This is a genomic window from Geobacillus sp. BMUD (assembly GCF_013096845.1).
GTDB classification, from domain to species: Bacteria; Bacillota; Bacilli; order Bacillales; family Anoxybacillaceae; genus Geobacillus; species Geobacillus vulcani.
In genome coordinates this window covers 207,889-229,379 of the sequence record NZ_SDLA01000002.1, presented here as the reverse complement: position 1 = coordinate 229,379, position 21,491 = coordinate 207,889, and the positions used below count along the sequence as shown (strand labels likewise).

Genomic DNA, 21,491 nt, shown 5'->3' with positions numbered 1-21,491 from the left:
AAATATGAATGATGGTTCATTCATTTGGCGGATGGAAAGTGAGAAAAGGAGAATCGATATTGCGGAGGGAAAAGCCGAAGTTTAAACAAATCATTGACGCTGCCGTCGTCGTCATCGCCGAGCACGGCTACCATCAAGCCCAAGTGTCGAAAATCGCCAAGCAGGCCGGTGTCGCCGACGGCACGATCTACCTTTATTTTAAAAACAAAGAGGATATTTTAATTTCGCTTTTTCAAGAAAAGATGGGGGCGTTCATCGAGAAAATTGAACAAGAGACAGAAGGAATTTCAAGCCCCCTAGAGAAATTGTATGTATTGGTGAAAACTCATTTTTCCGCCCTTGCCGCTGATCCGCATATGGCGGTCGTGACGCAGCTCGAGCTGCGCCAGTCGAATAAAGAGCTGCGCCATCGCATCAATGAGGTGCTGAAAGGATACTTGCGTCTCATTGACCGCATCATTATCGAAGGGATGGAAAAAGGGGAGTTTCGCCAAGATTTAGACGTCCGGCTCACCCGGCAAATGATCTTCGGCACCTTGGATGAAACCGTGACGACGTGGGTGATGAACGAGCAAAAGTATGACTTGGTCGCCCTCGCTGGTCCGGTGTATGAACTGTTGATCAAAGGGTGCGCCGCCGGGCGTTAGGAAAGGCAGAAAGGGGAGAGGCTTCGTGGAGCATTTTCGCGTAGCGAAAGAGGAGTTCGTCGCCATCGCGACGTTTTCGCGGCCGCCGGCGAACGCCCTTTCATCAGCAGTTTTGAAAGAGCTTTCAACCATATTGGACGAGCTCGAGACCGATCCGGAAGTGCGCGTCGTGCTGCTTCATGGCGAGGGGCGTTTTTTCTCAGCCGGCGCCGATATTAAAGAATTCACGTCCATCGCTTCCGCTGAGGAGGCATCGGTCTTGTCGCGCAACGGCCAACTCGTGATGGAGCGGATCGAACGTTTCCCGAAACCGGTGATCGCGGCGATTCATGGGGCGGCGTTAGGCGGAGGGCTGGAGCTGGCGATGAGCTGCCATATTCGCCTTGTTGCCGAAAACGCCAAGCTCGGTTTGCCGGAGCTGCAGCTCGGACTCATTCCTGGTTTTGCCGGCACGCAGCGGCTCGTGCGCTGCGTTGGCTTTGGCAAAGCGGCGGAAATGATGTGGACGAGCGAACCGATCACCGGAATCGAAGCGGTCGAATGGGGGCTGGCCAACAAGGCGGTGCCGGAAGAGCGGCTTCTTGACGAGGCAAAAGCGTTGGCGAAAAAGATCGCCGCCAAAAGCCCGCTTTCCGTTCGGGCAACCATTGAACTGCTCAACGCCGCGAAGGAAAAATCGTTCGCCGAGGCGGTGCGCGAGGAAGCGGAATGGTTTGGCCGCGTGTTTGTATCCGAGGATGCAAAAGAAGGCGTGCAGGCGTTTTTGGAAAAACGGCCGCCCGTCTTTCAAGGAAAATAATCGCCATCAATGTCTGAATGTTGGCAACTGAAACAATGTTGGATCAAACTGAGGAGGGAAACGACATGAATATTTTTGTCCTCATGAAACGCACCTTTGACACAGAGGAAAAAATCTCGATCGCTAACGGCAAGATCAATGAGGAAGGCGCTGAATTCATTATCAATCCATATGACGAATACGCCATCGAAGAGGCCATTCAAGTGCGCGACAAACATGGCGGCGAAGTGACGGTCGTCACTGTCGGAAGCGAAGAGGCGGAAAAAGAGCTGCGCACGGCGCTCGCCATGGGCTGCGATAAAGCGGTGCTCATCAACATTGACGATGATGTCGAAGAACAGGACCAATATACGACCGCGAAAGTGCTTGCCGAGTATTTGAAAGATAAAAATCCGGATTTGATTTTGGCCGGCAACGTCGCTATTGACGGCGGTTCGGGGCAAGTAGGTCCGCGCGTCGCGGAATTGCTCGGCATTCCGTATGTGACGACGATCACGAAGCTGGATATTGCCGACGGCGGCAAAGTGACCGTTGTGCGTGATGTGGAAGGGGATGAGGAAATCATCGAAACGTCGCTGCCGCTCCTTGTCACGGCTCAACAAGGGCTGAATGAACCGCGCTATCCGTCGCTGCCGGGTATTATGAAGGCGAAGAAAAAGCCGCTTGACGAGTTGGAGCTTGACGATTTGGATCTTGACGAAGACGACGTCGAAGCGAAAACGAAAACGATCGAAGTGTTCTTGCCGCCGAAGCGTGAAGCAGGAAAAATTTTGCAAGGTGAGATCGCCGATCAAGTGAAGGAACTCGTTCAGCTGCTCCGTTCTGAAGCGAAAGTGGTATAAGCCGGAACCGCTGTCGGCGTTCGGATGAAAAACAACAGGGAATCAAAGGATAGGGGGACTGAAAGAATGGCACGCAAAGTTTTGACATTGGCGGAAGTACGCGACGGATCGCTGCGAAACGTTTCGTTTGAAGCCATCGCAGCAGCCAAAACGATCGCCGAAGGCGGGGAAGTCGTCTCGGTGCTCGTCGGCGATCAAGTCGCGGCGCATGCGAACGAACTCATTTACCGCGGTGCGGATCGCGTCGTTGTCGTTGAGCATCCGAATTTGAAATTTTATACATCCGACGGTTATTCACAGGCGGTAAAAGCCGTGATTGACAAAGAACAGCCGGAAGGCATCGTCTTCGGCCATACGGCGCTCGGCAAAGACTTATCGCCGAAATTGGCCATCAAGCTCGACGCCGGCCTCGTTTCCGACGTCATCGCGGTCGAAGAAGCGGGCGGCAACATTGTGTTTACGCGCCCGATCTACTCCGGCAAAGCGTTTGAAAAGAAAATCGTCACAAGCGGCATCATCTTTGCGACGGTGCGTCCGAACAACATTGCGCCGCTCGAGCGCGATGAGTCGCGCACAGGCAACGTGGAAGCGCTCGCCGTTGAGATCAAAGACTTACGTGCGATCGTCAAAGAAGTCGTCCGCAAAACGGCGGAAGGCGTCGACCTGACGGAAGCGAAAGTGATCGTCGCCGGCGGCCGCGGGGTGAAAAGCGCCGAAGGCTTCAAGCCGCTCAAAGAGCTGGCCGAAGTGTTGGGCGGCGCGGTTGGCGCGTCGCGCGGGGCGTGCGATGCCGGCTATTGCGACTATTCGCTGCAGATCGGGCAAACAGGGAAAGTCGTCACGCCGGATCTGTACATCGCCTGCGGCATTTCCGGAGCCATCCAACACTTGGCGGGCATGTCGAACTCAAAAGTCATCGTGGCGATTAACAAAGACCCGGAAGCGAACATTTTCAAAGTCGCCGATTACGGCATTGTCGGCGATTTGTTTGAAGTCGTTCCGCTTCTCACGGAAGAATTCAAAAAACTGAAAGTGCATTCGTAATCGCTGAAACGGGTGGCGCGCGCCGCCCGTTTTTCTTGGATAAATTCCGGTGCGGAGCGAATATTAGAAACGAAAGCAAAACATTCGCACCGCTGTCGATTTCCATGGTATACTTTGCTTGCAGCATTTTCGAACAGGGAGGGAAATCCGCATGGCCATTGTCAATGCGACAGATCAAACGTTCGCCGCGGAAACGAAAGACGGCGTCACGCTCGTTGACTTCTGGGCGCCATGGTGCGGTCCGTGCCGCATGATCGCCCCGGTGCTTGAGGAGCTCGACCAAGAAATGGGCGACAAAGTGAAAATCGTCAAAGTGAATGTCGACGAAAATCAAGAAACGGCCTCAAAATTCGGCGTCATGAGCATTCCGACGCTGCTTGTGTTCAAAAACGGCGAGCTCGTCGATAAAGCGATCGGCTATCAACCGAAAGAGGCATTAGCGCAGCTTGTTGGCAAGTATGTATCATGACGGAGAAACAGGAAAATCCAGAGGGGAAGAAACCTCTGGATTTTTTCTTTTTTCCATATGAAAAAAATGGTTGACAGACGGGGATGATTTTTTTATAGTAATAACCAATAAATCCTATTGGATATATTGGTTTTTATCGTTGTTATTCATAGTTTTCCTATCTATATAGTTATTTTTAGGGGGTGAGAATGGTTCACGAAATCTAGAAGACCGGTGATCAAACGAGCAAGTCGCTCTTCTCAAATGGAGAAACTTCGCGGCATCGGCTTCAAGTTTCGTGTATCCGACGTGAGCGAGGGGTGAGCGCTGTTTTTCACCAACCTTCCCGCTGTGATTTTAAGAAGAAACGAGGGGGAACGATGATGAACAAATGGAAAATGGGGAAATGGCTCGTGCTCATGGCGGTTTTGTTAGGGATGGTCTCGGGATGCGGAGGACATAGCGAATCCGCCAATGCCCAGAAAGCATCTCCCACCAAGAAGGAGGAGGGAGAAGTCATCCGCATCGGCTATCAAAAATACGGCACGCTCAATATGTTGAAAGCGCGCGGCGACTTGGAACAACGATTAAAACAGCTCGGTTATACGGTGCAATGGTCATTATTTCCGGGCGGGCCGCAATTGTTGGAGGCGATGAATGCCGGCAGCCTTGATTTCGGCCATACCGGTGAGGCGCCACCTGTGTTCGCCCAAGCGGCTGGGACGCCGTTGCTGTATGTGGCAACGACTCCGCCGAACCCAAAGGCGGAAGCCATTTTGGTTCGGCGTGATTCCCCGATTCGGACGGTGGCCGATTTGAAAGGGAAAAAAGTGGCGTTAAACAAAGGGTCGAACGTCCATTATCTGCTTGTCCAGGCGCTCAGCAAGGCTGGATTGACGCTTTCTGACATTCGTCCCGTTTATTTGCCGCCCGCCGATGCCCGTGCCGCCTTTGAGCAAGGAAGCGTTGACGCTTGGGTGATTTGGGATCCGTTTTATGCCGCGGCCGAACAAACGGGAAAGGTTCGCGTGCTCGCTGACGGTCAAGGGTTGGTGGCGAACCGTGAGTTTTTCTTCGCTTCGCGTTCGTTTGCGCAAAAGCATGTCGATGTCGTGCATGTCATCTTAGAGGAGCTGAAGAAAGTCGACCAGTGGGCAAACCGCGATCCGAAAGGGGTGGCAACGTTTTTGGCGCCGGAACTCGGCATTGATGAAGCGGCGCTTGAAGTCGCATCCAAACGCCGCACGTATGGCCTGGAATCGATCACAAACGAGGTCATCACCCAACAGCAAACGATTGCAGATCAATTTTACCAGCTAGGGTTGTTGCCAAAGAAAATCGATGTAAACGAAGCGGTTTGGCGTGAAGCCAAATGAAGCGGAGACGGAATGGGGAGAGAAAACGGGTTTGACTCTTGACAAAAGGATCATTGGCTGCCTTCGTCCGCAGCGTCATCCGTCAACAAGGGTGAAGGACGGCGGCAGCTTGGATGAGAAACCACACTAGGAAGGCGGGGTGAACGCGATGAAATCGTCGAGATGGACAGAATGGACCTGGGGGAAGGCGGTGCCGTGGGTGTTGCCTGTTGCTCTGCTTGTGGCATGGCAAGTGGCTGTAGAAACCGGTTGGTTGTCTTCGCGGGTGCTGCCGGCGCCGACCGCCGTCATGGCGGCCGCTTGGAACCTCGGGTCGAACGGGGAGCTATGGCAGCATTTATCCATCAGCTTTGGGCGGGCGGTGGCTGGATTTGCGATCGGCGGGTCTATCGGTTTTCTTCTTGGCCTAGTCAACGGGGTGTTTCGCCCGGCGGAGCGTTTGTTGGACACATCGATCCAAATGATTCGCAATATTCCGCATTTGGCGATGATTCCGCTCGTCATTTTATGGTTTGGCATCGGTGAAGAGGCGAAAGTGTTTCTCGTCGCGCTTGGCGTTCTTTTTCCGATTTATGTCAACACGTGGCATGGCATTCGCAATGTGGATGCGGGCTTGCTGGAAATGGGGCGGGTCTATGGGTTGGGGCCGTGGGCGTTGTTTTGGCGCATCTGGCTGCCGGGAGCGTTGCCAGCGATTTTGGTTGGCGTGCGTTATGCGCTCGGCATCATGTGGTTGACCTTAATCGTAGCGGAAACGATCGCCGCCGACCGCGGCATCGGGTATTTGGCCATGAATGCGCGCGAGTTTATGCAAACCGATGTCGTCGTCTTCAGTATTTTGCTTTACGCGCTGTTTGGCAAGCTCGCCGACAGCATCGCCCGTTTTTTGGAAAGCCGTTTGCTTCGCTGGAATGTGAACTATCAACATCGGCCGTAGGGTGCAAGTCTGCGAGGAAAGGGGAAGGCAAAAATGGGGGCAGGGCAAGGAGCAGAACTGGTCTTTGTTCAAGTGGCCAAGCGATTTGGTGCTCAATCGGTGTTAAGCGGCATCGATTTGACGGTGAAACGCGGGGAGTTTATCGCCATCATCGGACGAAGCGGCTGCGGCAAAAGCACGTTATTGCGCTTGGCTGCCGGCTTGGAGGAGCCCACATCGGGAATCATTCAACTCGATGGCGAGCCGCTCCAAGGAATCAATACGAAAGCCCGGGTCATGTTTCAAGATGCTCGTCTGTTGCCATGGCGGCGCGTCATCGACAACGTTGGCCTCGGTTTGAAAGGGAATTGGCGGGAACAGGCGGCCAAGGCGCTTGAACAAGTCGGGTTAGCAGAGCGCGCCAATGAGTGGCCGTCGGTGCTGTCCGGCGGCCAACGGCAACGGGTGGCGCTCGCCCGTGCGCTGATCAGTCAGCCGCAGGTATTGTTGCTCGATGAACCGCTTGGTGCGCTCGACGCCTTGACGAGAATTGACATGCAACGGTTGATCGAACGGCTATGGCAGGAACAACGTTTCACCGCTTTGTTGGTCACGCACGATGTCGATGAAGCGGTGATGTTGGCGGACCGCGTGGTGCTGATTGAAAACGGAACGTGCGCGTTTGATTGGCCGGTGCGCCTGCCGCGGCCGCGGCAGCGCGGCGATGCGGCGTTTGCGGATTTGGTGGAGGCGATTTTGCGCCGCATTTTGGGGCCTGAATCCGAACGGGGCGCTGTCGCTGCCAGTTCGCTCGGTGAAAAAAGGAGGGCGTTATAGATGAAAAAGAGGTTCAGTTGGCTGCTTGGGTTCAGCGCATTCGTGTGCCTGCTGCTAGCGGCGTGCGGCCAAGAACGAAGCACCTCTTCCTCCGCGTCCAAGGGCGCGGCATCCGTCGATTCATGGCCGGAAGAATTGCATATCGGCTATCAAAAATCATCGTTTTCCCTCTTTTTAAAAGAGAAGGGGTATTTGGAAAAACAATTGCAAAAGCACGGTGTGCAAGTAAAATGGTTTGAATTTCAATCGGGTCCGCCCTTGCTTGAGGCATTAAATAGTGGACAAATCGACATTGGATATGTGGGAGGTGCGCCGGCCATACTGGCGCAAGCGAATCCGCATTCGCAATTGGCTTATATTGCATATGAACCCGAAGTGGCGCGGGCGATCATTGTGCCGAAAACATCATCGATCCATACGGTAGCGGACTTAAAAGGAAAAAAAGTGGCTTTTGGGAAAGGGTCAAGCGCTCACTATACACTCTTGACCGCTTTGGAAACGGCCGGACTGACGTTGAACGATATTACCCCGGTGTATTTACAACCAGCTGAGGCGCGCACTGCATTTGAGCGCGGCGATGTGGACGCTTGGGTGATTTGGGATCCCTTTTTGGCTGATGCAGAGGTGAATGGGGGAGCACGTATATTGATCGATGCGAACCGATTGCCGAAACAATATGGATTTATTGTGGCACGAAACCAATACGTGAAACAGTATGCCAATGTAGCGAAAACAGTGATTGACCAACTGAACCACGTCCATCAAGAAATCCATTCTTCTCCAGACGAAGCTGCGAAATTATTGGCCAAAGAAACGAAAATTGATGCAGCCGTTTGGAAACGGACGTTGAGTCGAAGGGGATATGGCGTGTTCCCGCTGACCAAGGAGGTGATCGCGGCTCAACAACGCATTGCCGATCAGTTTTATAAAGCCGGATTGGTTTCGAAACGAGTCAATGTAAACGAGGCGGTTGTGTTTGTCAAGGAAGAGCGGAAGACAAAATGACGCAAGCATTCATCGATCCGAGCCGTTTCATGGACCAAAGTTGGGGGCTTGAACGATGAGCGGGAAACGTCCTACTCAGACAATGAGGAAAAAGAATGGGGGAAGGCCAATGACAACGGTGACCATCCTTTCGGGAAGCCCATCACGTGTTTCCAAAACGAATCGTGTAGCTGAATGGGTGAAGGAGCAACTGCAACTGCTTGGCCACACCGTGCATCTCATTCGTTTACGCGATTTGCCTGCTGAAGATTTGCTTTATGCGAACGACTCAAGTGAGCCGATCGCCAAAACACATGATTGGATCCAGCAGTCGAAAGCGATCATTGTGTTGAGCCCTGTGTATAAAGGAAGTTATACTGGCATTTTAAAAGCATATTTGGATTTGCTGCCGGAAAAAGCGTTTAAAGAAAAACTCGTTGTGCCGATTGTCACCGGAGGAACCATTGCTCATTTGTTGGCGCTCGAATATGCGCTCAAACCGATTTTCTCCATTTTGGGAGCCCGAGACATTTTGCATGGCGTCTTTATTTTAGACTGGACGTTGGGTCATGATGATGAAGGTCGGCTTGTGCTTTCGGATGACTTGCTATCACGCATGCAGGAAGTCATTCATGCGGTTTCTCAACTCAATCAAGATCGGGCCGTTTCATAAGGAGGCGATTCACGATGGAATTGCTTTGGTTTATTCCTTCTCACGGGGATGGGCGATATTTAGGGACGACGAAAGGCGGCCGCTCTCCTGAATACAGCTATTTTAAACAAGTGGCTCAAGCGGCTGACCGCTTAGGATATACGGGTGTGCTCATTCCGACCGGCAAATCGTGCGAAGATCCGTGGCTGCTTGCTTCGGCATTGGCGGCCGAAACGGAACGATTGCGCTTTCTTGTCGCTGTTCGTCCAGGACTGATGACGCCGACGTTGGCGGCCCGCATGACGTCGACGTTGGATCGCCTTTCGAACGGGCGGCTCCTCGTCAACGTGGTCGCCGGGGGCGATCCGGTTGAACTTGCGGGCGATGGCTTGTTTTTATCCCATGATGAACGCTACGAGGCAACAGATGAGTTTTTGACCGTTTGGCGTCGATTGCTCGCGGGAGAGGAAGTGACGTTGACGGGAAAGCATGTGTCCGTCCAAGGAGCCAAGCTGTTGTTTCCAGCGGTGCAAAAACCGTATCCACGCGTCTTTTTTGGCGGATCGTCAGAGGCGGGGCAACGGGTGGCGGCCCGCCATGCGGATGTATATTTGACTTGGGGAGAGCCGCTGGAACAAGTGAAAGAGAAAATCGAACAAGTAAAAGAACTTGCCCGCCAAGCGGGAAGAGAAATCGAATTTGGCATTCGCCTTCACATTATCGTGCGCGAAACGGAAACGGAAGCATGGGAAGCGGCGGAGCGATTGATTCGCTACGTGGATGAGCGGACGATTGAAGAAGCGCAGCGGGTCTTTGCCCGGTACGATTCGGTCGGGCAGCAACGGATGCGGCAGCTGCACAGCGGCAGAAAAGAAGCGTTGGAGATCAGTCCGAATCTTTGGGCGGGCATTGGACTTGTGCGCGGCGGAGCCGGCACCGCTCTTGTCGGCGATCCGGAAACCGTGGCCGAGCGTCTTCGCGAGTATGAGCAGCTGGGCATCCGCTACTTCATTTTATCCGGCTACCCGCATCTGGAAGAGGCGTATCGAGTGGCGGAGCTGTTATTCCCATTGTTGCCTTTGAATATTCCTTCTCCATCGATTCGCGGAGAGGTTGTGGGCCATGAATTTTTCCCTAATGTGATTAAAGTGTGATCGATCGAGAAAGAGAGGATGCCCTGTAACGAGGGAGTCCTCTCTTTTTCAACATATATTGACATTGAAATTCATTTTCTCTTATAATCTTATTGCATTGATATTGATTATCATTTTTTGGTGTGTAAACGGGGGGATACATAATGACATTGAAGTGGAAATGGCTGGCCGTATTCGCCGTAGCAGCGTTGGCACTTGGTGCATGCGGCCAAAGTGAACAGACAGCGGGGACAGAAAAAGAAAACAAAACGGCCGCAGAGAAACAAGAAAAGCCGAACACGGAGACGAAAGCAGAAGGGGAAAACGAACAGGCGGAAGTGGATTACGCCGGTGCGTTCAGCGCAGCGTTGGCCGAGCTTGAGAAAGCGAAGCAAGGCGGGGCGGTTGACTTCGGCAAGGTGGAGAGCATCTACAAAGAAACGCTGCAGCCGCTTGTGCAAAAACGCGACGCCGAATTTGAGGATGCGGTTGACGAACATATTACCACCGCCCTGGCCGCCGGCAAGGACGGGTCGCTTGAGCCGTTGGTCGTCAAGCAAATTTTTGACAAGTTGATGCAAAAAGCGTTTTACACAACGATCAAACACGAGTTTACCGAGGCAGAGGAGCATTGGGCCGACAAAGAAGAAGTGAAAGAAGAGATCGAGGAAGCAAAAGCGTTTTATGCGATTTTGCAGCCGACCGTGGAAAAACGCGATGCGGCGTATGGAACGAAGCTCGCTGACGCAATCAACGGCGCGTTTGCGCAAATGGAGCAAGCCGTCCAAAACGATGATGCGCTCTCATTTGCCCTCGGCAAGCAAGTGGTGGACAAAACATTGATGAAAACATTCTACTTAGCGAGCGGAGCGCTGCCGCACGGCTATGCGGCGAAGGCGGCGGCTGCGGCCAAGGAAAACGCCGAGGAAGCCAAAGTGGAACAGGCGGAAGGCTGGGCGTTTTATCAGTCCGTCTACCCGTATATGAAACGGCATGCGGCCGAGGAAGCCGATTATATTTTGAAACAGTTCGACTTGCAGACGGACGTCAAAACGCTCGACCCGAAAGCAGTAAACCACGCGTTCGTGCGCGGCTGGGCGAAAGTGGCGCTTCACGAATATGAAGAAAGCCAAGAAAATTGGGGGCAGGACAAATCGGTGATTACCGCTTTGGAAGGCGCGCTCTTTATTCACATGATCGAGCAGGATATCAAAACGCTGCTCGGCGACAAGGCGTACGCCGATTTGAACGATCAAGCGACACGCTACTTAGAAGCGGCGAAGGCGAAAAACAAAGCGGAGGCCGACAAATGGCTGCCTCAAATCGAGGCTGCGCTTCAGCAAGTGATCCAGAAAGCGAACTAAATGATCAGAAAGGGTGTCCGGCGCGGCGCCCTTTTTTTGCAGGCGTCCATCCCGGGCGAAGGCCGCGCTGGCTAAACTGCTGCTTCACCGCGCCAAAGGCGGAATAAATACAGTTGGTTTTGAGGATGGCGTCATGGTGAATTGGGAAACGCTCAAGCCAAGGCGGGAAATGAAAATATTTGGTTTTTGCCGGTTCGCCACGACGTTCCCCGGCGGTTTATGGTAAGATGCTAATGGACAATGGAAGATGATGAGGTGAAGGCGATGAAAGTGGTGGTGACCGGGGGAGCGGGGTTTATTGGCAGCCATTTGGCCGCTCGTCTGCACGAACAAGGTCATGAAGTGGCAGCGATCGATTGTTTTCATCCGTATTATCCTGCTGAACGGAAGGAGCGGCAGTTTCACGCGCTCACCGGCGGCCGGGTGCCGCTTGCCCGCTTCGACTTGCTTGATGGGGAAGCGACGAAGCGCTGGTTCAGCCAGTTTCGCCCTGATGTCGTCTTTCATTTGGCGGCGCTGCCGGGCGTGCCGTATTCGTTGGCGCATCCGCTCGCTTACATCGATTATGACATTAAGGCGACCGTGAACGTTTTGGCGGCGGCGGGAGAGGCGGGAACCGGCCATGTGTTGTTCGCCTCGTCGTCATCGGTGTACGGCGACCGCGGCAATGTCCCGCTCAAGGAAGAAATGGCGGACGGCCGCGTCGTCTCGCCGTATGCAGCCGCGAAATACGGAGCAGAGTCGTTTTGTCACGCGTACGCGCATTTGTACGGATACCGGATGACGATGTTCCGCTATTTTACGGTGTATGGCCCGTGGGGGCGGCCCGATATGGCGATCGGCACGTTTTTGCACCGGTTGTTGGCAGGCGAGGAGATTGTCGTATATGGCCAAGGGACGGCGCGCGATTATACGTACATCGATGATATCGTCGCCGGTATGATCGCAGCGCTTCACCGCGGCGGCGGACGAAGCGAAGTGTTCAACTTGGGGGCGGGGTCGCCCGTTACGATGGAGCAGCTGCTCGCTGAGCTGCGGAAGCATTTTCCCGATATGAAAATCGTGCAGGCGCCGGAGCGGAAAGGTGATGTGAAAGCGACGTGGGCGGACATTACGAAGGCGAAGCAGGCGTTTGGCTATGAGCCAAACGTACCGTTTGCCGAAGGGTTGGCGCGGACGGTGGCGTGGGCGCGCGAACATGAACGGTAAGCGGGCGGCCCGTTTGGCGCGCGCCATGGTTGGCGCGGCGCTCATCGTGCTGTTCGCCTGGCTGACGCATCGCTATTTTGACGGCCGCCTCTTGCTTGCCCCTCTCGCAGAACTGGCCCGCCAGCCCGTTCGCTTCGCCGCTGTGCTGCTTGTGTATGGCGCTTCGTTTTGGCTGCGGGCGTGGGCGTGGAAGCAATATGTCGGGAAGCCGCTTGGGCTGTCGGTCTATGGGCGCGCCGTGCTCCTCAGTTTGTTTGTCAATCATGTCGCCCCTGTGAAAATCGGCGATGCCGCCCGTGTCGCCGTGCTCGCCCGCCAGCCCGGCGTTTCGCTCGGCGAGGCGGTGGAATCGGTGGCGGTGATGCGGTTCCTTGATATGGCGATGCTGGGCGGATGGACGGTCATTGGGACGTATGCGTATAGCCATCATATTCCCCGGGTTCCGCTCTTGGCAGCGGCCGTTGCCGCCGCGTTCGCGCTGACCGTGGTCGTGCTTCGCCGCCCGCTCCGCCTCGAGCGGTTATGGCGGCGCTGGCGGACGGTGTTTCAGGGCCGCCGCGGAGTGGGGATCGTCGCGGCGGTGGCGGCGAGCTGGCTGTGCGAGGCGGCGGTCATTGGCGCGGTCGCTGAGACCGTGGGCCTTTCGCTTTCCTTTTGGCAGGCGGTATGGGTCAACAGCGCGACCGTTTCCGGCCAAATCGTCCAAGTGGCTCCCGGCGGGCTCGGAACGTATGAGGCGGTGATGGCGTTTGCGCTGACGACGTTGGGGGCCTCAGGAGAACGCGCCTATGCGGCGGCCGTAGTCACCCATGCGGTGAAATTTCTATTTTCCTACGCGGCCGGGGCCGTTGTGCTCGCGTTTTGGCGGTCCGACTGGCAGGTGGTGCAGGGCGTGTGGAAAAAGGGAAGGGAGAAGCGATGAAAGAAGCATCACGATTCGAAAAAATTGCGGCGCGCTGCTGGAATTTGTTGAATGAAGGAAAGCCGTTCACGCCGATTTTCGCTTTCGGGGTGATGGTCATCGGTCATGCCGCTGACCTCATTCATGGGCACGCTTTGGCTTGGCTGCTCGGCTTGGCGGCGGCGCTGCCACTTTTTGTTGTCTACTACGTTTACGATTATCCGCTGTTTTTGCGCAATTATTTATGGATTCCGTATATGGTCTTTCTCATCGTGTGGTCGTTTGCCGATGTTGCCTTATTGCTGCTTTCGGCCGGGCTCTATTTTTTCTTTACCGTCTTTTTTTGGGGGACGCTGTATTACCATTTGCGCATCGGCACGTCATGGTGGAATTTCACCCGCTTTTGGAAACTGGTGCTGAAAAACAGTGATTCGACGAGCGGCAACGCCCAAGAGCAGCTGCCGAAATTGTTCCTTTTGCTGTCGGTGTGGGAATATGCGGCGTCTTTGGCGGAAGGCGGAGCCGATTGGCTGCCGCTGTGCGGGCCGTTTTGGCTGTTTGCCGCTGCGGTGTGGCTGTTTTCATGGATTTTGCACCGTCATTTGTTTGACTGGCAGCCGGAGATCATTCCGACTTACACGAGCAACGTGCCGAGTCCCACCGCGCCGGTCAGTGACAAAGTGTACGTCATCGTGATTGACGGGATGCGCAAAGACCGGTTTGAAGCGGCGAACGCCCCGTTTTTGAAACGGCTGCGCGCGCAAGGAACGGAATTTGCGCAAATGGAAACCGTCTATCCGGCGCGCACCGTCGTCTGCTTCACCTCGATGCTGACGGGGACGTATCCGTTTGAGCACGGCATCCGGTCCAATATGGTATGGAAGCTTGGGGCGAAAGTGGAGACGATTTTCGATTCGCTTCGGAAAATCGGAAAAACCGGCCGCTTGCTCGGCATCGCCCATTTGGTCGATTCGTTCGGCGACGATGTCGAAACGGTGACGGCCGTCATGCCGAACGACCTGGCCGATCGTTATATTATCGAGCGGGCGAAGCGCATCGTCGAGGAACAAAACCCGGACTTGCTCGTCGTGCAATTGATCGCCACCGATCAGACCGGTCATAGCCGCGGTGTCTTGTATGATGAGTATATCGAAAAAATTGAAGAAGCGGACGCCTTGATCGCTGAGTTTGTCAGCTGGCTTGAGGAACGGGGCGAGCTCGAGCGCGCGACATTGATCGTCTGCGCCGACCATGGCCAAGCGGATGGCATCGGCGGCCACGGCCACCTCGATGAAGGGGAGCGGTATGTGCCGTTTTTTCTATACGGTCCGGCGATTGAGCGAGGAAAACGAATCGACGAGAAAAGAAGCCTCGTTTCGCTGGCGCCGACGATCGCCTATTTGCTTGGGGCGCCATATCCGAGCCATAGCCGCGGCCCGGTTTTAATTGAGGCGATACGAAAGGAGGAGCGCGATGAAGAAGCAGCGCGTCATCGTCTTTTTGCCGGCGCACAATGAAGAAGAAGCGATTGGCGACGTCATCCGCCGCATTCCGCGTCATTTTCATCCCGATGTAGAGGTCAGCGTCTTGGTCATTGATGATGGATCGACGGACCGAACGGCCGAAGTAGCGAAAGAAGCGGGGGCCGATATCATTTGCCGCTTGCCGGAAAACCGCGGCCTCGGGGCGGCGGTGCGGCGGGGGCTTGAAGAGTGTGTCCGCCTCGGCGCCGATATCGGCGTGATGATCGACGCTGACAACGAATATCCGCCGGAACAAATCCCCGACCTGTTGGCGCCGATTTTTGCCGGCGAGGCCGATTATACGATTGGCTCGCGCTTCCTTGGCACGATTCGCGGCATGAAATGGCATCGCCGCCTCGGGAATTATTTGTTCACTTGGCTGCAGTCGCTGCTTCTCGGACAGCGGCTCTATGACGGACAGTCGGGGATGCGCGCCTTTTCGCGCCAAGCGATGGAGGAGGCGGAAATCATCCACGATTACAACTACGCCCAAGTGCTGACGCTCAACTTGGTGCGCAAAGGGTTTCGCTTGAAAGAAGTGCCGATCCGCTATCAAGTGCGGACGACCGGCCGTTCGTTCATCAAATTCACCGCCTATATGACCGCGGTCATTCCGGCCATATGGAAGGAAATGCGCCGTCCGGTGAAAAAGGTGGCCGTCGATCGAGAAGCGCATGGGCGCTCCCAAGAGCGGGCGCGCCATTGCTCGTAAGGCAGTTCGTGCTTAGAAGGCAGGCGAAAAACTGCATTCACGCGCCAATCGGCGGCATTTTCATCAGAACAGAAAGCTGATTCTGCGAGGTTTCTCTAATTGAGAAATAGATGGAATCAGTAGTATTTTGCACTAAATCACCAGCCTTTTAGAAGGCGGGTGATGTCATGAGACATGCGGATCTACTTCTCAACTTGAGGAATCCTGTTTTTCTCTCTAATCGCGAACGATGGATTGAGGAAGATGATCGTTTTTTCACCAGCCTTTTCGACGATGGATGATTTTTTATTGACAATAAGTATGATAATGATTATCATTGATCTTGATGGAGGGAGAAGGGAACGTGAAATCGTTTCGTTTCTTTTTTTACATAGCAGTGATAGTTATTCTCAATCTCATTCCGCTGAAAGCGTTCGCCTATTCGTATGGAGACCCGAACAAAGAGGCGGTTGCTGAGGCGTATAAAGAGATGAAAGAAAAGTTGAACGAGCAGCCACCGAACTTTGCTGCAGCGAAGGAAATTTTCGAAACCGTAAAAGAAGAAATCGACATGCATATGGGACCTGAGCCGTCCAAGGCGGTGCTTGCGGCCATCGAAGAGAAGGACCGTCAAACGGTGATCAAGGACATGGAAAACATTTTAGTGCTCAATATCGCTCGCCGTTTGGACAATATTGAGGCAAACTTTGATCAGTACGACACGAGCAAGCGGCTGTTGGCGAAGGCGTTTGCGACGTATGAAGCGCTGTCGCCGGTCATCCAAGGGAAAGACCCTGCACTTGATAAACAGCTGCGCACCGAGTTTGACAAGGCGCTTCAGTCGCTTGGCAACCCGGGGCTGTTCGGTGTCGGCGAGAAAAAATTGGATATCAACGTGTTTAAGAAAAGCAAAGAGACGATTTTAACAACGCTGCAGAAGCAATTCGGCCTGAAAAGCCTAAAAGTCGGCCATTTTTCGGAAAACGCTGCAGAAAAGCCGGATGCAGTGCAAAAGAAAGAGTGGACCGATTTGTCTAAAGTAAAAAACTGGATTCCGCTCGTTGTCATCGTTATTGTGGTTCTCGGCGCGGCTCTCATTTATGTGCGGCGTCGGAAACGGGCTTAGTCCAAATATAAGGGGAGGCGGAGACATGGAAGTCCAAGCGCTGCTCATTACGTTTCGTGAAGCGCTGGAAGCGTTGCTGATCGTCGGCATCATTACATCGTATTTGAAACGTGTCGATCACCGCGAATACACGAAGTACGTATGGCTTGGTGCTGGTTTGGCCGTGTTGGCGAGCATCGGGGCGGCCATTTTGTTTCAAGTGGTGTTCACGGGATTTGCCGCGATGGGCAGTGAAATCTACTTAAAAATCGGCATCATGATCGTCTCCGCGTTGCTCTTGACGCAGATGGTGTTTTGGATGGCCGAGCATAGCCGGGACATGAAACAAAACGTTGAAGGGAAAATGGACCAGTTTATTACCGCCGGTAATGTCGCCGGCATGGTCATTCACTCGTTTTTAGTCGTGCTGCGCGAAGGAGTGGAAACCGTTTTTTTCTTCGCCGCCATCACGCACGGCAACATCGGCGCGGCGCTGCAAGGCTGGGGAGCGGCGACAGGCATCGCCATTGCCGCTTTGGTCAGCTACTTCTTCTTTAAAGGAACGATGCGCATTCCGCTGAAAGCTTTCTTTAAAGTAACCGGAGCTTTTATCGTCTTGATCGCCGCTGGCCTGCTCGTGCAAGCCATTTCGATGATGCAGGACATTGGGCTCATCGGCAGCGTCATGCCGCATGTATATGATTTGACATGGCTGCTTCCAGAACATCCGATTGACTACGAACATTACGTGCGCGATCATGGCGTCGCCCCCGTCTTTTCCGGCGAAGTCGGCGTCTTTTTAAAAGCGTTGTTTGGCTATTCAGCGATGCCGTCGCTTGAAGAAGTGATCGCCTATATCGGCTACTTCGCCGTCGTGTATTTGCTGGTGACGAGCCGCCGCGGTCAAAAGAGCGCAGTGGTCGAGAAACCGGCGATTGCCGCTTTGGAGGAAAAAGCAAAAAACGTCATGTAACGTACAAGGCAGCTGCGCCTTGTACTTTTTCTTTGGAGGGGAACACGGTGAACAAACGGTTCGGCGACCGCTTTTGGATTGGCTTTGGTGTCGGAACGGCCGCTTTGTTGGTTGGCGCCTGTTTGTATTGGGCGAGCCCGTATGCGGCCACATGGGATGAAGTCGATTTTTCCTTGGCGCTTGAGCGCTATGACGTGTTAGCCATGCAGCCGCATTTCCCAGGCTATCCGTATTTCGTCCTCGGGGGCATGGCGGTGCACGCTTTCATTGCCAATCCGGCCAAAGCGCTTTCGATCTTGAATGTGCTCGTGTTGTTTTCCGCCGCCTTTCCCATCGTTTTGCTGCTTGCTCGGCATATGCCGCGTCCAGCGGCGTTATGGGCGGCGCTTTCGGTGCTTTCTTCAAGCTATGTGCTTCTTGCCTCCGCCCGACCGATGTCTGACGGTGCGGCGCTCGGCGTGCTTTGGTGGTACATGTGGGCGGTGGAGCGGGCGCACCGACAGAAGACATGGAAGGCGCAACTGTTGCCGGCCGCTTTCTTCAGCGTGCTCATGGGCATTCGCCTGTCGTATGCTCCGTTTGGCGCCGCGCTTTTGTTCCTTTGGCATGAAGACTGGAACAGGCATCGCCGCTTTGGCCGGGTGGCGGCCTCCGTTTTGGCGGCTGCGTTGTTTCAGTTGATTTGGGTGGCGGCGGCGGCGCGCACAGAGGGCGGCCTTTTCTCGTTTTTTCAGCTCGGCTGGGCGTTTGTCCACGGCCATTTCAGCGATTGGGGCGGAACGGCGGCAGCGAGCCCGCTTCCGTTTTCCGAGCGGGTGCAACGGTTTTTGATCGACAACTTTCTTTGGACAGGAATCGCCTGCCAAAACGCTTGGCTGCTGGCCGCCTATGCGGCAATCGGCGCCATCGCCTGGCGCGCCGGGCGGTTTCGACTGCCGCGCGCACTTGTCGTTTCCGCCCTGCTGTATGCCGTCTGGGCGCTATTGGCGCAAAACATTGAAAAACCGCGCCACCTTCTTCCGTTGATTCATTTTACACTGTTTTATGTGTGGGGCCGCTTTTTTGCCTCGCCGCGGCCATGGGGGGCAGCGTTGGCGGCAGCGGCTGTGCTGCTGCAGGCGGCCGTCGGCATCGGGCAGCTGCGCGAGCAAGTGGTGACGCCGCCGGCGGTGTATCAGCTGGCCGATGATTTGCGTGACAAACGGCAACCGTTTGTGGTATATACGTGGGAAGAGACGCGCGTGTTTGATTATTTGCGCGTGCCGTTTCCGCATAAAGAGGTGCTCCATTTTTCCTTTTTTTTGCAAGACAAAGAAAACTACCGCCATGCTGCGATCTATATGACCAATCACGTTATCGAAGGGTTCAAGGCCCAAGGGATCGATGTTTCCCGCCATGTGCGCAAAGTGAAAACGTATCGTTCCAGTTTGCTTGCCGATCCAGTGTATGGGACGATTACGCTGTACGAATGGGTGGATGGAGCAGTGAGGTGATGGCCAATGAACGAGCGGCTGAAAGAAAAACTGGCTGTGCTGCCGGAGCAGCCGGGCTGCTATTTAATGAAAGACAAACACGGAACGGTCATTTACGTCGGCAAAGCGAAATCGCTGAAAACGCGCGTCCGCTCCTATTTTACCGGGACGCATGACGGCAAGACGCAGCGGCTCGTGGAGGAAATCGCCGATTTCGAATACATCGTCACTTCGTCAAACGCTGAAGCGCTCATTTTAGAGATGAATTTGATCAAAAAGCATGATCCGAAATACAACGTCATGCTGAAGGATGACAAAAGCTATCCGTTTATTAAAATCACTGCGGAAAAACATCCGCGCCTATTGATCACCCGCAAAGTAAAAAAAGACGGCGGCAAATACTTCGGCCCCTATCCGAACGTGCAGGCGGCGAACGAAACAAAAAAGCTGCTCGACCGCTTATATCCGCTCCGTAAATGTTCGACGATGCCGGCGCGCGCCTGTTTGTATTACCATATGGGCCAATGCCTGGCCCCGTGCGTTCATCCGGTGTCAGACGAGCAGAACAAGGCGATGGTGGAGCAAATCGTCCGCTTTTTAAACGGCGGATACGAAGAGGTCAAGCGGGAGCTCGCGGAGAAAATGTACGAGGCGGCGGAAGCGCTCGAGTTTGAACGAGCGAAGGAATACCGCGATCAAATCGCGGCGATTGAGATGACGATGGAAAAGCAAAAAATGGTGCTCAATGACTTCATTGACCGCGATGTATTCGGATATGCGTACGACAAAGGCTGGATGTGCGTACAAGTGTTTTTCCTCCGCCAAGGGAAGTTGATCGAGCGCGACGTGTCGATCTTTCCGCTCTATCAGGACCCGGATGAGGAAATGCTTACGTTTTTAGGCCAGTTTTATGCGAAAGCGCATCATTTGAAGCCAAAAGAAGTCGTCCTCCCGTCCGACATCGACGGCGAGCTCGCCCGCGAGCTGCTCGGCGTTGCCGTCATCCAGCCGAAAAAAGGGAAGAAAAAAGAGCTTGTTGAGCTGGCAAGCAAAAACGCGGCCATTGCTCTGAAAGAAAAATTTTATTTCATCGAGCGGGACGAAGAACGGACGATCAAAGCCATCGAGCGTCTCGGAGAGCGTCTCGGCATTCCGACGCCGCGCCGCATCGAGGCGTTCGATAACTCAAACATATACGGAGCTGATCCGGTCTCGGCGCTCGTCGTGTTCCTGGACGGCAAGCCGGCGAAAAAAGAATATCGGAAATACAAGGTAAAGACGGTTGCAGGCCCGAACGATTATGAAACGATGCGCGAAGTCGTGCGCCGCCGCTATACGCGCGTGTTGAAAGAAGGATTGCCGCTCCCTGATTTGATCATCATCGACGGCGGCAAGGGCCACTTGTCGGCGGTGCGCGATGTGCTCGAAAACGAGCTCGGCCTTGACGTGCCACTTGTCGGATTGGCGAAGGACGAAAAACATCGCACATCGGAGCTTTTGGCCGGCGACCCGCCGGCGGTCGTGCCGCTTGACCGGCAAAGCCAAGAGTTTTATCTATTGCAACGCATCCAAGATGAGGTGCACCGGTTTGCGATTGCCTTCCACCGAAAGACGCGGCAGAAAACGATGCTTCATTCCGTGCTGGATGACATCCCAGGTGTTGGGGAAAGGCGGAAACAAGCGCTTTTGAATTATTTCGGCTCGGTGAAAAAGATGAAAGAGGCGACGGTGGAGGAGCTGCAGCGGGCGAACATTCCGCGGGCGGTGGCGGAGAAAATCTACGAAAAGCTGCATGAATAGCGGACAAAAGGGCGCCCTTCGTCTTTCGGGGCGCCCTTCGGCTTTATTCATCAGCTGCCGCCGAAGCCCTTTGTCAATCGACCCCCTGCTTCCGATCCCATTTCACTAAAATGCGCGCTTTGCCATCCCGCTTTGGCGGCAGCTCGACCGCTTCGGTGACGAACCGCTTTTGATGTTCGATTTGCTGGGCGAGAAATCCAGCCTCAAGCTGGAACGAGCAGCTGCCGTACAAGGAAAAGCGGGCGGCGATGATGGGGCCTGACAACTCGACAGATAGTTCGTCGTTCCGCTCTTCGCCAACCGACAAAGCTCCCCATCCCGCTCGTTCAAAAAACAGGGCGACATCGTCGAGCGTGTTGAGCGGATAGCGCCGCGCCAACTGTTTGCCGGCCCAGTACAGCAGTGAAGCGGCGTCTTTGCCAAGCAGCTCAGGAAGAAGCGAATGGCGAAGCAGCTCCGTCCCGAAGGCGGACTGCGTGATCGCGCTAAACGCTTGATACTGATCCTCTAATGATGGCTGTTTCATTATGTCCCCCTCTTTCTTTCCATTTTCCCATTATAGCGGAATTGCCCTCGCCGTGCATCCTCTTTTGCGCAAAAATGCATGCGCCCGAAGCCGCCGTTTTCATGCTTGGGTAGAGAACACACGTTGCTCATACGTTTTTTCGATGTCGGCGCAACTATGAGAATGTTTGAACATTTTGTGGCAGTGTTTTCTTGACGCTTGTACAATGTGGGAGTACAATGAATGTGACAAAGCGAATAAGGGAATGGA

The 21,491-nt window shown here is 54.3% G+C and carries 21 protein-coding genes; 20 read left to right on the top strand and 1 reads right to left on the bottom strand.

All coding sequences use genetic code 11. The features are described 5' to 3' along the window. Window positions 1-59: 59 nt before the first annotated feature. The 20 genes from ETC05_RS04905 (at window position 60) to uvrC (ending at window position 20,716) form a co-directional block, all read left to right on the top strand. Window positions 60-647 (top strand): fatty acid metabolism transcriptional regulator FadR, encoded by a 588-nt coding sequence (locus ETC05_RS04905; protein WP_031407820.1) that lies wholly within the window; start codon window positions 60-62, stop codon window positions 645-647. Window positions 648-672: 25 nt separating this feature from the next. Then, the gene (locus ETC05_RS04900; protein WP_031407822.1) at window positions 673-1,446 is read left to right on the top strand and encodes an enoyl-CoA hydratase; all 774 of its coding nucleotides are present in this window, start codon (window positions 673-675) and stop codon (window positions 1,444-1,446) included. A 65-nt stretch (window positions 1,447-1,511) separates the two neighbouring features. Continuing rightward, window positions 1,512-2,288 (top strand): electron transfer flavoprotein subunit beta/FixA family protein, encoded by a 777-nt coding sequence (locus ETC05_RS04895; RefSeq protein ID WP_171660488.1) that lies wholly within the window; start codon window positions 1,512-1,514, stop codon window positions 2,286-2,288. Between the two features lie 66 nt (window positions 2,289-2,354). After that, entirely contained in the window at window positions 2,355-3,332 is a 978-nt protein-coding gene (locus ETC05_RS04890; protein WP_171660487.1) for an electron transfer flavoprotein subunit alpha/FixB family protein, read from the top strand. Between the two features lie 151 nt (window positions 3,333-3,483). Then, the gene (gene trxA, locus ETC05_RS04885) at window positions 3,484-3,801 is read left to right on the top strand and encodes a thioredoxin (protein ID WP_031407827.1); all 318 of its coding nucleotides are present in this window, start codon (window positions 3,484-3,486) and stop codon (window positions 3,799-3,801) included. Between the two features lie 359 nt (window positions 3,802-4,160). Further along, window positions 4,161-5,156, top strand: coding sequence for a sulfonate ABC transporter substrate-binding protein (locus ETC05_RS04880; protein WP_171660486.1), 996 nt, complete (start codon window positions 4,161-4,163; stop codon window positions 5,154-5,156). 148 nt (window positions 5,157-5,304) lie between these two features. Further along, window positions 5,305-6,093 (top strand): aliphatic sulfonate ABC transporter permease SsuC, encoded by a 789-nt coding sequence (gene ssuC / locus ETC05_RS04875; protein WP_171660485.1) that lies wholly within the window; start codon window positions 5,305-5,307, stop codon window positions 6,091-6,093. Between the two features lie 33 nt (window positions 6,094-6,126). Beyond that, on the top strand, window positions 6,127-6,909 hold the full coding sequence (locus ETC05_RS04870) for an ATP-binding cassette domain-containing protein (protein WP_171660484.1): 783 nt from the start codon (window positions 6,127-6,129) through the stop codon (window positions 6,907-6,909). Next, a complete protein-coding gene (locus ETC05_RS04865) occupies window positions 6,910-7,914 on the top strand; it encodes an aliphatic sulfonate ABC transporter substrate-binding protein (protein ID WP_171660483.1) in 1,005 nt (334 codons plus the stop codon). 109 nt (window positions 7,915-8,023) lie between these two features. Then, on the top strand, window positions 8,024-8,566 hold the full coding sequence (gene ssuE, locus ETC05_RS04860) for an NADPH-dependent FMN reductase (protein ID WP_171660482.1): 543 nt from the start codon (window positions 8,024-8,026) through the stop codon (window positions 8,564-8,566). A 14-nt stretch (window positions 8,567-8,580) separates the two neighbouring features. Further along, window positions 8,581-9,699: an FMNH2-dependent alkanesulfonate monooxygenase gene (gene ssuD, locus ETC05_RS04855; RefSeq protein WP_171660481.1), complete on the top strand. Its 1,119-nt coding sequence runs from the start codon at window positions 8,581-8,583 to the stop codon at window positions 9,697-9,699. A 143-nt stretch (window positions 9,700-9,842) separates the two neighbouring features. Continuing rightward, a complete protein-coding gene (locus ETC05_RS04850) occupies window positions 9,843-11,042 on the top strand; it encodes a hypothetical protein (RefSeq protein WP_171660480.1) in 1,200 nt (399 codons plus the stop codon). Between the two features lie 264 nt (window positions 11,043-11,306). Beyond that, on the top strand, window positions 11,307-12,251 hold the full coding sequence (locus ETC05_RS04845; protein WP_031407845.1) for an NAD-dependent epimerase/dehydratase family protein: 945 nt from the start codon (window positions 11,307-11,309) through the stop codon (window positions 12,249-12,251). Beyond that, window positions 12,241-13,173, top strand: a complete 933-nt coding sequence (locus tag ETC05_RS04840; protein ID WP_171660479.1) for a lysylphosphatidylglycerol synthase transmembrane domain-containing protein — start codon at window positions 12,241-12,243, stop codon at window positions 13,171-13,173. The genes ETC05_RS04845 and ETC05_RS04840 overlap by 11 nt, the downstream gene beginning before the upstream one ends. Then, the gene (locus ETC05_RS04835) at window positions 13,170-14,669 is read left to right on the top strand and encodes an alkaline phosphatase family protein (RefSeq protein WP_031407849.1); all 1,500 of its coding nucleotides are present in this window, start codon (window positions 13,170-13,172) and stop codon (window positions 14,667-14,669) included. The genes ETC05_RS04840 and ETC05_RS04835 overlap by 4 nt, the downstream gene beginning before the upstream one ends. Beyond that, entirely contained in the window at window positions 14,626-15,387 is a 762-nt protein-coding gene (locus ETC05_RS04830) for a glycosyltransferase family 2 protein (RefSeq protein ID WP_031407851.1), read from the top strand. Before ETC05_RS04835 ends, ETC05_RS04830 begins: the two co-directional genes overlap by 44 nt. Before the next feature lie 343 nt (window positions 15,388-15,730). Next, window positions 15,731-16,492 carry a hypothetical protein gene (locus ETC05_RS04825; protein WP_171660478.1) on the top strand — a complete coding sequence of 254 codons (762 nt, stop codon included), beginning with the start codon at window positions 15,731-15,733 and terminating at the stop codon, window positions 16,490-16,492. Between the two features lie 25 nt (window positions 16,493-16,517). Beyond that, window positions 16,518-17,444, top strand: coding sequence for an FTR1 family iron permease (locus tag ETC05_RS04820; RefSeq protein ID WP_031407855.1), 927 nt, complete (start codon window positions 16,518-16,520; stop codon window positions 17,442-17,444). 47 nt (window positions 17,445-17,491) lie between these two features. Further along, entirely contained in the window at window positions 17,492-18,937 is a 1,446-nt protein-coding gene (locus tag ETC05_RS04815) for a nucleoporin-interacting protein (protein ID WP_171660477.1), read from the top strand. A gap of 6 nt (window positions 18,938-18,943) precedes the next feature. Further along, complete coding sequence (gene uvrC / locus ETC05_RS04810) at window positions 18,944-20,716, top strand: excinuclease ABC subunit UvrC (protein WP_171660476.1); 1,773 nt, start codon at window positions 18,944-18,946, stop codon at window positions 20,714-20,716. Between the two features lie 73 nt (window positions 20,717-20,789). Here uvrC and ETC05_RS04805 read toward each other — a convergent pair whose 3' ends face one another. Further along, on the bottom strand, window positions 20,790-21,242 hold the full coding sequence (locus ETC05_RS04805) for a YslB family protein (protein ID WP_171660475.1): 453 nt from the start codon (window positions 21,240-21,242) through the stop codon (window positions 20,790-20,792). Window positions 21,243-21,491 lie beyond the last annotated feature (249 nt).